A 12,905-nucleotide genomic window follows, 5' to 3' on the forward strand; every position below is an offset into this window, starting at 1 on the left:
GGGCATGTCGGGCATAGATCGCCGCTGTTATGCGTATTCCTTTCGTCAAGATGCATGGGCTGGGCAATGATTTCGTCGTGCTGGATGGGCGCGTCGATGCGGTGCCTGATGTCGATGCCGCCCTCGCCGCGGCGCTGGCCGATCGTCACACCGGCATCGGCTGCGATCAATTGATCCGCCTGTCGCCCTGCGAAGGCGCGGATTTCCGTATGCAGATCTTCAACGCTGACGGCAGCGAGGTCGAGGCCTGTGGCAATGCCACCCGCGCCGTGGGCCTGCTGCATGGCGCGCCGGCAACGATCCTGACGCTGGGCGGGCTGTTGCAATCCACCCCCACCGCCGATGGTATCGCGGTGGACATGGGCGTGCCGCGCTTTGACTGGGAGGTGATCCCGCTGGCCTATGCGATGGACACGCTGACCATGCCGGTGGGCTGGGAGCATCTGGACGCGCCCACCGCCGTCAATGTCGGCAATCCGCATGTGATCTTTTTCGTGCGCGACACCGATGCCGAGGATCTGGCCCGTCTTGGCCCCATCATCGAGACCGACCCGCTGTTCCCCGCCCGCATCAATGTGAATGTGGCCACCATCCTCGACCGCCAGAACATCCGCCTGCGCGTGTGGGAGCGTGGCGCGGGGCTGACGCGGGCCTGTGGCACGGGGGCCTGTGCCACCGCCATTGGCGCGATGCGGCGCGGGCTGGTGGATCGGCGCGTCACCGTGCACCTGCCGGGCGGCCCCTTGGTCATCGACTGGAGCGCGGACGCGCCCGGCGCGCCGGGCCGCATCACCATGACCGGCCCCGCGACCGAGGCCTTTCGCGGCACGTTCGAGCTGTCCGACTATCAATGACGTCTGAGCCTCGCTCTGGAGTCGAGGTGATCTCGCTGGGCTGCCGGCTGAACCTGTCGGAGAGCGAGGCGATGCGCGCCATGCTGGCCGCGGGCGATGGCGGCGATGTCGTGGTGATCAACTCCTGTGCAGTGACGGCCGAAGCTTTGCGCCAAACGCGTCAGGCCATACGCCGTGCCCGCCGGGCCCGGCCCGACGCGCGCCTGTTGGTGACAGGTTGCGCCGCCGAGATCGAGCGCGAGGCATTGGGCGCGATGGCCGAGGTTGACGGGTTGATCCCCAACGCGGCCAAGCTGGACCCGCGCGCGTGGAACCTGCCCGCCGCCACAGTGGCCCCTGCCCCGCCGCTGGGCCATACGCGGGCCTTTGTCGCGGTGCAGAACGGGTGTGACCACGCCTGTACCTTTTGCGTCATCCCACAGGGGCGCGGCCCCAGCCGGTCGCGCGCCATCCCCGATGTCTTGGCCGAAATTCGCGCCCTGCGCGATGGCGGCGTGGCCGAAGTGGTGCTGACGGGCGTCGACCTGACCAGTTGGGGGCATGACCTGACGCCCGCGCTGCGGCTGGGCGATCTGGTGGCGGCGATTTTGCGTGGCGTGCCCGATCTGCCGCGTTTGCGCCTGTCCTCGGTCGACGGGATCGAGATTGACCCGCTGTTGTTCGACCTGATCTCGGACGAGGCGCGGGTGATGCCGCATCTGCACCTGTCATTGCAGCATGGCGATGACCTGATGTTGAAGCGCATGAAGCGCCGCCATGCCCGCGCAGATGCGCTGGATCTGGTGGCCCGGCTGCGCGCCCGCCGGCCCGGCATCGCCATTGGCGCGGACCTGATCGCGGGCTTCCCGACCGAGGACGAGGCCGCCCACGCCGCCAACCTGTCGATCATTGCCGAACTCGACATTGTCCACGGCCACATCTTTCCCTATTCCCCGCGCCCCGGCACGCCCGCCGCGCGTATGCCACAGGTGCCACGCGCCACGGCACTGGCCCGCGCCGCCGATTGCCGCGCCGCGGTTGCCACACAGCGCGCGGTCTGGCTGGAACGCTTGATCGGCACGCCGCACATGGTACTGGCCGAAAGGGATGGCACCGGCCATGCACCCAATTTTGCCCGTTTTGCCCTGCCTGACGGCGTGGCGGCGGGGCGATTGATCGAACTGACACCCACCCGGATTTGCGAAGGCCTGCTGGCATGACTGATACCACTCCCACCTCCAGCTGGAGCGAGCGCGTTCTGGGCGGGTTGGCCCGCACCACCGAGAAGCTGTCAGGCAATCTGACGGGCATCGTGGGCGGCGCGCGCCTGTCGCCCGAACAGCTGGACGTGATCGAGGATGCGCTGATCCTGTCCGACCTTGGCCCGCGCGCCGCCGCGCGCATCCGCGACCGTCTGGCCGAGGTGCGGTTTGACGCGGGCATCAACGATGTCTCGATCAAGGCCGCCGTGGCCGAGGAAATCGCCGCGATCCTGCGCCCCGTGGCCAAGCCGCTGGAAGTCACCGCTTTCCCGCGCCCGCATGTGGTGCTGGTGATCGGCGTCAACGGATCGGGCAAAACCACCACCATCGCCAAACTGGCCCACCTGTTTCAGGAGGAGGACTATGCGGTGATGCTGGCGGCGGGCGACACGTTCCGCGCGGCGGCCATCGGCCAGTTGGGCGTGTGGGCCGACCGTCTGGGCGTGCCCATCGTCAAGGGCCCCGAAGGCGGCGACCCGGCCAGCGTGGTGTTTGACGCGGTCAAGGCGGCGACCGATCGCGGCACAGACGCGCTGATCGTCGACACGGCGGGCCGGTTGCAGAACAAGCGCGAGCTGATGGACGAGCTGGCCAAGATCCGCCGTGTGCTGGGCCGGTTGAACCCGGAAGCACCGCATGATGTCGTGCTGGTGCTGGACGCGACCAATGGGCAGAACGCCCTGTCGCAGATCGAGGTGTTCAAGGAAGTGGCGGGCGTCACCGGCCTGGTGATGACCAAGCTGGACGGCACGGCGCGCGGCGGCGTTCTGGTGGCGGCGGCCGAACAATATGGCCTGCCGATCCATGCCATTGGCGTGGGCGAAACCATTGATGACCTGCGCCCGTTCGATCCCGATCTGGTGGCGCGCGTGATCGCGGGGGTGGCGTGATGAGCGACACTGCCCCCGCCGCCCCGCAAAAGCCCAAGTCCACCGGCTGGGTGAAGATCGCGGTTGATTATGGCCCGATGCTGGCCTTTTTCCTCAGCTATCGCCTGTTGCGCCCGGCCAAAGATGCCGCCGACGCGCTGGGGGTGGGCGAAATGCTGGCCGTCACCAAAAGTACCGGCGTGTTCATCGCGGCCACACTGATCGCGCTGGTGGTGTCCAAGTGGAAGCTGGGCAAGATCGCGCCGATGCTGTGGCTGTCGACGCTGCTGGTGGTGTTCTTTGGCGGGCTGACGATCCTGCTGCATGACGCGGTGTGGGTGCAGATCAAGCCGACGGCGATCTATCTGTTGCTGGGCGGCACGCTGCTGGTTGGTTGGTGGCGCGGCACGGCCTTGCTGAAAATCCTGATGGAGGACGCCTTTGTCGGCCTGTCCGACCGGGGCTGGATGGTGCTGTCGCGCAATTGGGGCTGGTATTTCCTGTTCATGGCCGCCCTGAACGAAGTGCTGCGCGCGCTGTACAATCAGGCCAACGGCCATCTGGACGTATGGATCGCGGCCAAGCTGTGGGTGTTCATGCCGATGTCGTTCCTCTTCACCTTTGCCCATATGCCCTATTTGATGAAGCAGGGTCTGGGCGCGGAGGCCTCTGACGAGAGCGCCCAATAAACTCACCCACCTCGGCACACAAAAAACCCCGGCCCAATGGGACCGGGGTTTTTTTATGTGTCCTGCCGATGCGTGACCGGCGGGCGGGATCAGCCCTGCTGATCGGCGCGAGCGGCGCCCTCGCCGTCCAGGTTCGCTTCGACGAAGGCCCAGTTCACGTGGTCCAGCAGCGCGTCGAGGTAGTTGGGGCGCAGGTTGCGATAGTCGACGTAATAGGCGTGCTCCCAGACGTCCAGCGTGAACAGCGGCTTCACGCCTTCATAGGCCACGGGGGTGTCGGCGTCGTGGTACGAGGTCACCTTCAGCTTGCCGTCTTCCAGCACCAGCCAGCCCCAACCGCTCGCAAAGTGGCCAGCGCTCTCGGCCTTGATAGCGGCCTTGAACGCGTCCAACCCGCCCAGATCGGCGTCAATCTTGGCCAGCAGCGCGGCCGAAGGCGCGGTCTTTTCCGGCGACAGGCCCAACCAGTAGAAGGTGTGGTTCCAGATCTGGGCCGAAGCGTTGAACAGCTTCTTGTTGCCGCTCGCCTTGGCGGCGGCGATGACGTCCAGCAGGCTCTTACCTTCCAGCTCGGTGCCCTTCACCTGGTCGTTGGCCTGGGTGACATAGGCGTTGTGATGCTTGCCATGGTGATAATCAAACGTCTCGGCAGTCAGGACCGAGCCAAAGGCGTCCTTGGCATAAGGCAGAGCGGGAAGAACAAAGGCCATGGTATTTCTCCACTTTTATCGTGATCCCCCATGCGGGGATGAACGGCAGCTATATGGGCATTCCAGCACAGATCGGCCAGAGCGGCAGGGCAGAAAAATTGCGGGGCCGCATAGCAAAGCCATCCGCCCCCGCCTGGATCAAATCTCGACCTGGCTGCCCAGTTCCACCACCCGGTTGACGGGCAGACGGAAGAATTCCATCGCGCTGGCCGCGTTGCGCATCATCCACGCGAACAGCTTTTCCCGCCAGATGGCCATGCCCGGCTTGGACGAGGCGATCAGCGTCTGGCGCGAGAGGAAGAAGCTGGTCTTCATCATGTCGAACGACTGATCGCCCACCATCACGCATTTCAGCGTGGCGGGGACATCCGTTTCCTCCAGGAAGCCAAAGCGCAGCACCACCTGATAGAACCCGCCGCCATAATCACGCACCGTGGCGCGCTCGGCCTCGTCCACATGCGGCACGTCCTGAATGGCCACCGTCAGCACGATGACACGTTCATGCAGCACCTTGTTGTGCTTGATGTTGTGCAGCAGCGCCGAAGGCACGCCCTCAAACGTCGAGGCCATGAAGATCGCCGTGCCCGGCACGCGGGTGGCGCTGGAATGGGCGCTTTTGGCGAACAGTTCAAACGGGATCGAGCCTTCGGCCATGTTCTGCCGCATCAGCGCGCGGCCCTTTGACCAGGTCGTCAGCAGCGTAAAGATCGACAGGCCCATCACCAGCGGCACCCAGCCACCATCGGGGATCTTGGTCAGATTGGCCGACAGATAGCCCAGATCCAGCGCGGTAAAGGCCACCAGCAATGGCACCGACAGCCACTTGTTCCAGCGCCAGACGATGAACAGCATCACCGCCAGCAGGAAGTTGTCGATCATCATCGCCCCCGTGACCGCGATGCCATAGGCCGCCGTCAGGTTGGACGAACGCTGGAACACCAGCACCAGCAGGATCACCGCGATCATCAGCGCCCAGTTGATCACCGGGATATAGATCTGCCCGGCGTTCAGGCTGGTGTATTTGATCGACATGCGCGGGATAAAGCCCAGCTGGATCGCCTGTTGCGTGACAGAGAACGCGCCGGTGATCACCGCCTGGCTGGCGATGACGGCGGCAGCCGCCGCGATGACCAGCATCGGCCACTGAAACCATTCGGGCGCCAGAAGATAGAACGGGCTTTCCAGTGCCGCCGGATTGCGCAGCAGCAACGAGGCCTGCCCCAGATAGTTCAACACCAGCGCAGGCAGCACCACCGCCAGCCATGACAGGCGGATCGGCGGACGGCCGAAATGACCCATGTCGGCATACAATGCCTCGGCACCGGTGACGGCCAGCACGGCCGCGCCCATCGCCAGAAATCCACGGAACGGATCGGCCAGGAACATCGACACCGCGTGATGGGGGCTAAGTGCGCCGATCACCTGCGGATATTGGGCGATGCTGATCCCGCCCAGCACGGCAATCACGCCGAAATACAACAGCATGATCGGGCCAAAGAACGCCGCGACCTTGGCCGTCCCGCGCTTTTGGATAAAGAACAGGCCGACCAGAATGGCCACCACCATCGGCACGACCGCGCGTTCCAGTTGTGGCTCGAACACGGCCAGACCCTCGATCGCGCCCAGCACCGAAACGGCCGGAGTGATCATGCTGTCGCCATAGAACAGCGATGTGGCAAACACCCCCAGCAGGACGATCCCCGCCGACCAGCGCTTGCCCGAAATGTGCTGGTTGACCAGCGCCAACAGCGCCAGCGACCCGCCCTCGCCCCGGTTGTCGGCGCGCATGATGATGGTGACATATTTGACCGTCACGATCAGCATCATCGACCAGAACATCAGGCTGATAATGCCAAAGATGTGCAATTCATCCAGCGGCAGCGGATGATGCCCGGCAAATGTGTCGCGCATCGCGTATAGCGGACTGGTGCCGATGTCGCCGAAAACGACGCCAATCGCCCCCACCGCCAGCGCGGTCAGGCTACCGTGATGGGCGTGCCCGCCACTGTGGCCGCTGTCATGGACGGCATGGTCGCCGGCCCCCTTCGAAGCTTCCACGCAGGCCGCCCCATTGCCTTCAACCGCTTCGCTCATGCTGACCGCATCCCCGTTGGCCCCTGAGTCGCCGTCTGATCGACGGCAAGCGCGCTTAGCAGGGCCCCTGTCGCGCTGCAACAAGCCATGGTGCGAGCCTTGTCACGCCATGGCTCCATCGAATTCATGGCCGGACCGCTGGCATCGCCGGGACAGCGGAACCGGACGGCGCCCCCTGCCCCTGCTGCGCCGCCCTGATCCGCGAAAGCAGCAGGTCCAGTTGGGCCACGCGCTGCTCCATGTCCTTGCGCCAAGGGGCATCGGCGGGCGCCTTGGCCAGCACATCGCCCCACATCGCGCGCGCCTCGTCAAACTTGCCCTGCTGCGCCAATGCCATGCCCAGAAAGAACGGCGCGCCGGGGGCCTCCGGATCAATCTGCATCGCCTGACGATAGGCATACAGCGCGGGCGGCGTCAGCGTCCCGTCGGCGTGCTGCGTCAGGGCATTGGCCAGCGACAGCCACGCCTCGCCGTTGCGGGGATCAGCCTCGACCGCGCCGCGCAACATGCCCGCCGCGCCGGCATAGTCACCACCGCGCATCAAGGCATCGGCCACCACCTGCCACTTGTTGCGGGTGGGATCGACGCCCGACATCTTTTGCCGCACGTCCACCATCACCGAACCAATGCGATGATCGGGCGTGGCGGCCGCCTTGGGCGCGGCGGGGACACTGGGCGAACCCTGCACCGCATAGCCGGCCAGCGCGATCAGGATCGCCCCGATCACCGCCTCGCGCCCATCGCGCGGCATGCGCAACGGCCATTTCAGCGCCGCCAGCACCACCACCGCCAAAGCCAGAATGACCAGCCAGGTCATGCGTTTTCTCCCTGCCCGGCGCTGCCGCCGGTAAACCGCCGCCGCAGCAACACCACCGCCAACAGCATCAGCGCGGCCGGCGCGGCAAACAGCGGCCATGTGCTGGCCGACAGCGTCGGCTCATAGCTGACATAGTCGCCATAGCGCTGGATCAGCCATTGGCGGATCGCCTCGGGGTCTTCGCCCGCGGCGATGCGTTCGCGTACCTGAGAGCGCATGTCCCCCGCGATCTGCGCGTCGGAATCCAGGATCGACTGGCTTTGACACACCAGACAGCGCAGCGTTGCCATCAGGTCGCGCGCCTTGGCCTCCTTGGCCGGGTCTTCCAATTGGCGCCAGGCATAGGGCGCGGGCGGCATCGAATCATCCGCCCACAGCGGTGTGCCAACCGCCAGCAGACCGGCACTCGCCAGCACCAGAACCGTCTTGCGGATCACTGTTCCGCCTCCTTCAGCTTTTGCAGGATCAGCGGGATCTGGTCGGGGCGGATGTCGCCGATGTGCTGGTAACGGATCACCCCCTTGCCATCGATGACAAAGGTTTCAGGCACGCCCGCGCTGCCAATCGCCAACTGGACCGACGACACGTCATCCGCGCCGATACGCTGATAGGGATTGCCCAGATCCTTGAGGAACGTGGCCAGGTCCTCGCGGCGGTCGCGGATGGCGATGCCGTTGATCACAACGCCCTTGGCCGCCAGTTCGCCCAGCACTGGCGCTTCGGCGCGGCAGGGGATGCACCAACTGGCAAAGATGTTCAGCAATTGCGGCTTGCCCGTGGCCAGATCGGTGGTGGCAACGCCGGGCCGGCCATCAGCCGCCGCGCGCAGGGCAAACACGGGCAAGGGCTTGCCGATCATATGGCTTTCGATGGTCGTGTCCTTGGGCCGGACAAGGCCCACAACCACCAGCACCACAAACAGCCCAAACAGCGCCAGCGGCAACCACAGCGTCCAGCGCGGCGCGCGTGGTTTTTCATCCCCTGCCATCATGCCTGCTCCAATTGGGCCACGCGGGCGCGGCGTTCATCGCCCTTGGTGCGGGCGGTGCGGCGTTTCAGGTCCTGCATCACGCGGCTGAGCAAAGCCAGCGCGCCACCCAGCGCCACCAGCAACCCGCCCAGCCAGATCATCGGCACAAACGGCTTCCACCACAGGCGCAACTGCCAGCGGCCAGTGCCCACCTTGCCGTCGGTTTCCTCGCCCAGCACGGTGTAGAGTTGCCCGTTCCACCGCGTCAGCAAAGCGGACACCGCCATCGTCTGCGGCGGCACCCAGAAACTGCGCGAATGGGGCGTGATCGTCTGCGCGGCCCCATTGGCATACCGCACCTTGAGCACGCCCTCCATCGCCGTCCAATTGGGTCCGGCAACCGGCGACACGCTGTCCAGACGCACGCTCCACGGGCCAACCTGCGATTGTTCGCCCACGCGCAGCGCGACCAGACGCTCGGCGGTAAAGGCGCTGTCGCAGCCCATGCCGAACAAAGCCACGCCCAGCCCCAGATGCGCCACCACCATGCCCCACAGCGACAAGGGCGCACGCAAAAGGTTGCGTCCCCGCAGCGGCAGCACACTGGCCACCACCACACCGGGCGCAATGGCCAGCGCCAACAGCGGCAGCACATGGCGCACACCCATGGCATAGCCCACCACCACCCCGGCCAGCGTCAGCCCCAGCGGCAATGCCACCACCCAGCCCACGCGCGCCATCCGGTCGCGCCGCCAGCGCAACAGTGGCCCCACCATCAGCACGACAAACATCGGCATGGCGAACAGCGCACTGGTGGGGTTGAAATAGGGCGGTCCGACCGACACCTTCAGGCCCATCGCCTCGGTCACCAGCGGGTAGAGCGTGCCCAGCAGAGTGATGCCCAGAATGGACGAGAGCATGACATTGTTGAACACCAGCGCGCCCTCGCGGCTGGTGATGGCAAAGCGTTCGCCTTCGGTCACAGTGGCCGCCCGCAGCGCGAACAGCGTCAGCGCCCCGCCGATATAGATCGCCAGCAGGATCAGGATGAAGCTGCCCCGTTTGGGATCGACGGCAAAGGCATGGACGCTGGTCAGGATGCCCGAGCGCACAAGGAATGTGCCAACCATCGACATGCTGAACGCGACCACGCCCAGCATCACCGTCCACGCCCGCAGCGCATTGCGCGCCGCCAGCACGCCGCAACTGTGCAGCAGGGCGGTCGCGGCCAGCCACGGCATCAGGCTGGCATTCTCGACCGGGTCCCAAAACCACCAGCCGCCCCAGCCCAGCACATAATAGGCCCAATAGGAGCCCGCCGTGATCCCCATCGTCAGGAACACCCACGCGCCCAGCACCCATGGGCGCATCGCGCGGGCGAAATCGGGCCCCACCTGCCGCGTCACCAGCGCGCCAATGGCAAAGCTGAAGGCAATCGACAGGCCGACATAGCCGACATAGAGCGTGGGCGGATGGAACGCGAGGCCCGGATCCTGCAACAGCGGGTTCAGGCCAGCGCCTTCGTCCGGCACCGGCGACATCCGCACAAACGGGTTTGAGGCGAACAGCAGAAACGCATAAAACCCAAGGCTGACAAAGGCCTGCCCGGCCAGCGTCGCCAGCATGGTGTTTTCGGGCAAGCGGCGCTCAACCAAGGCGACAAATGCGCCAGCCAGCCCCATCACCGTCACCCACAACAGCATCGAGCCTTCGTGGTTGCCCCAGGCGCCCGCGATCTTGTAGATCAGCGGCTTGGCCGAATGGCTGTTTTCCGCGACCAGTTTGACCGACAGATCGGTGGTGACGAAAACCATGATCAGCGCGGCAAACGCCAGCGCGACCAACACGCCCTGCATGATCGCCACAGGGCGCACGATGCCGGCCAGCCCCTCGCCCCCCTTGGTCAGGCCAAAACTGCCCGCCAGCAATTGCAAACCCGCCAGCGACGCCGCCAGCCACAAGGCCCCAAGGCCGATTTCCGCCAGCACGCGCGCTGCTCCTTATTGGGTTTCTGCGACCGTTTGACGGGCCTGTTCGGCGGTCATGTGCTGCATCTCGCGCGGCACATATTTCTCGTCATGCTTGGCCAACAGATTGTCAGCCACAAAGGTGCCGTTCTGGAAACGCCCTTCGGCCACCACGCCCGACCCTTCGACAAACAGCGCCGGACGGATCCCGGCAAAACGCACCGGCACGCTGGCCTTGCCATCGGTGACGACAAAGTTGACCGTCACCCCATCCTCGGCCGTTTTCATGCTGCCGCGCGCCACCATGCCGCCCAGACGGACGCCGCGATCGGCCTCTGGCGGCTTGGCCAGAATGTCGGTCGGCACATAGAAATAGGACGCCTGATTGCGCAGCCCCCAGATCGCCAGCAGCGCCGCGCCGATCAGCGCCACCACCGCCACGCCGACCAGTACCAGCCGCTGATGCTTTGCCTTGATTGCCATTAGTCCTGCGCCCCGTCCCGACTGGAGTCCCGGCGCCGCTCAGCCCGCTGCATTCCCAGCCAACTGAACACCACCATCGCCAGTGTCGCGCCGCCCCCTATCGCATAGGCGGCCCAGACGAATTGCCATTGATCAAAGCTTTCGGTCATTACCACAGCTCCTCATCGTCCGGATTGGGCGCGGCGGCGGCGCGGGCGCGGGCCTGGGCCGCCATCGCCTTGCGGCGCAAGCGCGCCTCGGCCTGGGCGTCGGCCAGAATGGCGCGCATCCGCGCCAGCACCACCCCGCCAAAAATCAACGAAAAGCCCACCACGCCAATCAGCAGCGGGATCAGGAATTCAGACGCCATCGCCGATTTGCCAGCGGTGATGCTGGGCGGCTGGTGCAGGCTGTTCCACCACAGCACCGAATAATGGATGATCGGAATGTTCACCGCACCCACCAGGCCAAAGATCGAGGCCATGCGCGACTGCCCCTGCCCGGCCTCTGCCTGACCGCGGGCCGCCGACTCCAGCGCCATATAGCCAAAATACAGGAACAGCAGGACCAACATGCTGGTCAACCGCCCATCCCACACCCACCATGCGCCCCACGCCGGACGCCCCCAGATCGAACCGGTGATCAGGCACACCGCCGTGAACACCGCGCCCGGCAGCGCCGCCGCGCGCGCCGCAATGCCGGCCAACGGGTGCCGCCAGACGATCTCGCAGAAACTGGCGATGGCGATGGTCGACCACCCGCCCATGCCCAACCACGCGGTCGGCACATGCAGATAGACGATACGGACCGTGTCCCCCTGCAACGCATCGGCGGGCGCAAAAAACACCCCCCATGCACAGGCGACCACGGCCATAGCCAGACCGCCGAACAGACAGAGCGGCGTCAGCCAGCGGGCCAGACGCAGGAAACGAGCGGGATTGGCAAAACCGTGCATGGCGAACCGCGACTTTTCGACCTTGTTTTCAGGCATCCACAGGCGCCGCGCGCACCGCGCCGCCCACATGCCACACGCTTTGACAGGGGTTGCCACGCCTAGCAAGGGGGCATCAGGAAAAGCGCGGGGCAAAGCCCGCCACCGCATGGGGCAAATCGTCCCACCGCCGGGCCAGAGCAACCCGCGATCTGGCGGACGCGGTACAAGCTTTGCCCTTTCAGCGATCCGGTTCAACGCGCAGCCGCCGGATCGGGACTTCGCAAAGCCGCAACCACACATTTCACCGCTGGATCAGCCCCCCCATGCCTTTCAGGAGCGGCACCAACTTTATTGCACCAAAGGGCAAATTTACGGACATTCCCGTATAAAACGCTCATCCGAAAACAATACATGATCCTGTAATGCTTTGCGCCACCGCCACCCATGAGCACGAAAGCGCAGCAACGTAAACGTATCATGGCCGTTCGGCGACAATCTGTATTCTTACGAGATCCCCTTTCCAAAATTCGGATTGCGATGGATTGGCCAACAGACCAACATCGCAACGACCAAAGTCAAAATGCATTACAACCGGAGACTTGCCATGGCCTTCACTCTCTTCTCCAGAGTTTCGCCCGATGTGGTTATTGCGGAAATCGAACGACTGGAGAACGCCGTAACGCACGGCAACCTGGGCGCGCGCGCCGAGGCGATCGGGGCCAATGCGCAAACGGCGGCCATTTTGGCGGCGGTCAACCGGTTGCTGGACAGCGCCACCCGGCCGGTCAACACCATGGCCGAACAGGTGCGGATCATGTCGGACCAGCATGACAAGGGCGATATCGACGTGGTGATGCCGCCGCACTTGTTCCAAGGCGCTTATGCGGTCATGGCGCAGGATATCAATGACATGGTCGCCGGCCATATCGCGGTGAAGAAAAAGGCCATGGCCTGCGTCAAGGCGTTTGGCGAAGGCGATTTCGACGCCCCGCTGGAACAGTTCCCCGGCAAAAAGGCCTTCATCAACGACACCATCGAAACACTGCGCGCCAATCTGCGCGGGTTGATCAGCGAATTGAACTATATGTCGGCCGAGCACGACAAGGGCGACATTGACGTTGCCGTCCGCGCCGACAAGTTCAAGGGCGATTTTGCCACCGTGGCGCAGGGCATCAATGACATGGTCGCCGGCCATATCGCGGTGAAGAAAAAGGCCATGGCCTGCGTCAAGGCGTTTGGCGAAGGCGATTTCGACGCCCCGCTGGAACAGTTCCCCGGCAAAAAGGCCTTCATCAACG

Annotated in this window: 13 protein-coding genes and 1 pseudogene; 5 read left to right on the forward strand and 9 right to left on the reverse strand. The window is 64.9% G+C overall.

The genetic code is table 11. The annotated features are described in order from the left end of the window. Window positions 1–29 precede the first annotated feature (29 nt). From dapF to GTZ99_RS07530, 4 genes are read left to right on the forward strand one after another with little or no spacing between them, the layout of a single operon-like run. Entirely contained in the window at window positions 30–854 is an 825-nt protein-coding gene (gene dapF / locus GTZ99_RS07515) for a diaminopimelate epimerase (protein WP_161717618.1), read from the forward strand. Beyond that, on the forward strand, window positions 851–2,053 hold the full coding sequence (locus GTZ99_RS07520) for a MiaB/RimO family radical SAM methylthiotransferase (protein ID WP_161717619.1): 1,203 nt from the start codon (window positions 851–853) through the stop codon (window positions 2,051–2,053). The genes dapF and GTZ99_RS07520 overlap by 4 nt, the downstream gene beginning before the upstream one ends. Continuing rightward, entirely contained in the window at window positions 2,050–2,985 is a 936-nt protein-coding gene (ftsY, locus tag GTZ99_RS07525; RefSeq protein WP_161717620.1) for a signal recognition particle-docking protein FtsY, read from the forward strand. The genes GTZ99_RS07520 and ftsY overlap by 4 nt, the downstream gene beginning before the upstream one ends. Continuing rightward, a complete protein-coding gene (locus GTZ99_RS07530; RefSeq protein WP_161717621.1) occupies window positions 2,985–3,653 on the forward strand; it encodes an inner membrane-spanning protein YciB in 669 nt (222 codons plus the stop codon). Before ftsY ends, GTZ99_RS07530 begins: the two co-directional genes overlap by 1 nt. 89 nt (window positions 3,654–3,742) lie before the next feature. Here GTZ99_RS07530 and GTZ99_RS07535 read toward each other — a convergent pair whose 3' ends face one another. The 9 genes from GTZ99_RS07535 to ccmC all read right to left on the reverse strand — a co-directional run bounded on the left by GTZ99_RS07535 (window position 3,743) and on the right by ccmC (window position 11,628). After that, window positions 3,743–4,363: a superoxide dismutase gene (locus GTZ99_RS07535; RefSeq protein WP_161717622.1), complete on the reverse strand. Its 621-nt coding sequence runs from the start codon at window positions 4,361–4,363 to the stop codon at window positions 3,743–3,745. A gap of 138 nt (window positions 4,364–4,501) precedes the next feature. Next, window positions 4,502–6,457, reverse strand: coding sequence for a potassium transporter Kup (locus GTZ99_RS07540; RefSeq protein ID WP_161717623.1), 1,956 nt, complete (start codon window positions 6,455–6,457; stop codon window positions 4,502–4,504). Window positions 6,458–6,581: 124 nt separating this feature from the next. Next, on the reverse strand, window positions 6,582–7,274 hold the full coding sequence (locus GTZ99_RS07545; RefSeq protein WP_161717624.1) for a tetratricopeptide repeat protein: 693 nt from the start codon (window positions 7,272–7,274) through the stop codon (window positions 6,582–6,584). Beyond that, window positions 7,271–7,633, reverse strand: coding sequence for a cytochrome c-type biogenesis protein (locus tag GTZ99_RS07550; RefSeq protein ID WP_161717716.1), 363 nt, complete (start codon window positions 7,631–7,633; stop codon window positions 7,271–7,273). The genes GTZ99_RS07545 and GTZ99_RS07550 overlap by 4 nt, the downstream gene beginning before the upstream one ends. 74 nt (window positions 7,634–7,707) lie before the next feature. Beyond that, window positions 7,708–8,262, reverse strand: coding sequence for a DsbE family thiol:disulfide interchange protein (locus tag GTZ99_RS07555; protein ID WP_161717625.1), 555 nt, complete (start codon window positions 8,260–8,262; stop codon window positions 7,708–7,710). Then, window positions 8,262–10,232 (reverse strand): heme lyase CcmF/NrfE family subunit, encoded by a 1,971-nt coding sequence (locus tag GTZ99_RS07560; protein WP_161717626.1) that lies wholly within the window; start codon window positions 10,230–10,232, stop codon window positions 8,262–8,264. Before GTZ99_RS07560 ends, GTZ99_RS07555 begins: the two co-directional genes overlap by 1 nt. 12 nt (window positions 10,233–10,244) lie before the next feature. Beyond that, entirely contained in the window at window positions 10,245–10,694 is a 450-nt protein-coding gene (gene ccmE, locus GTZ99_RS07565) for a cytochrome c maturation protein CcmE (protein ID WP_161717627.1), read from the reverse strand. Next, entirely contained in the window at window positions 10,694–10,843 is a 150-nt protein-coding gene (locus tag GTZ99_RS16730) for a hypothetical protein (RefSeq protein ID WP_201742399.1), read from the reverse strand. Before GTZ99_RS16730 ends, ccmE begins: the two co-directional genes overlap by 1 nt. Beyond that, window positions 10,843–11,628 (reverse strand): heme ABC transporter permease CcmC, encoded by a 786-nt coding sequence (gene ccmC, locus GTZ99_RS07570; RefSeq protein WP_161717717.1) that lies wholly within the window; start codon window positions 11,626–11,628, stop codon window positions 10,843–10,845. The genes GTZ99_RS16730 and ccmC overlap by 1 nt, the downstream gene beginning before the upstream one ends. Window positions 11,629–12,211: 583 nt before the next feature. Between ccmC and GTZ99_RS07575 the strand changes: the two are divergent. Further along, window positions 12,212–12,905: pseudogene (locus tag GTZ99_RS07575) on the forward strand (methyl-accepting chemotaxis protein); the annotation flags it as partial.

The organism is Novosphingobium ovatum, from assembly GCF_009909235.1.
GTDB lineage: Bacteria > Pseudomonadota > Alphaproteobacteria > Sphingomonadales > Sphingomonadaceae > Novosphingobium > Novosphingobium ovatum.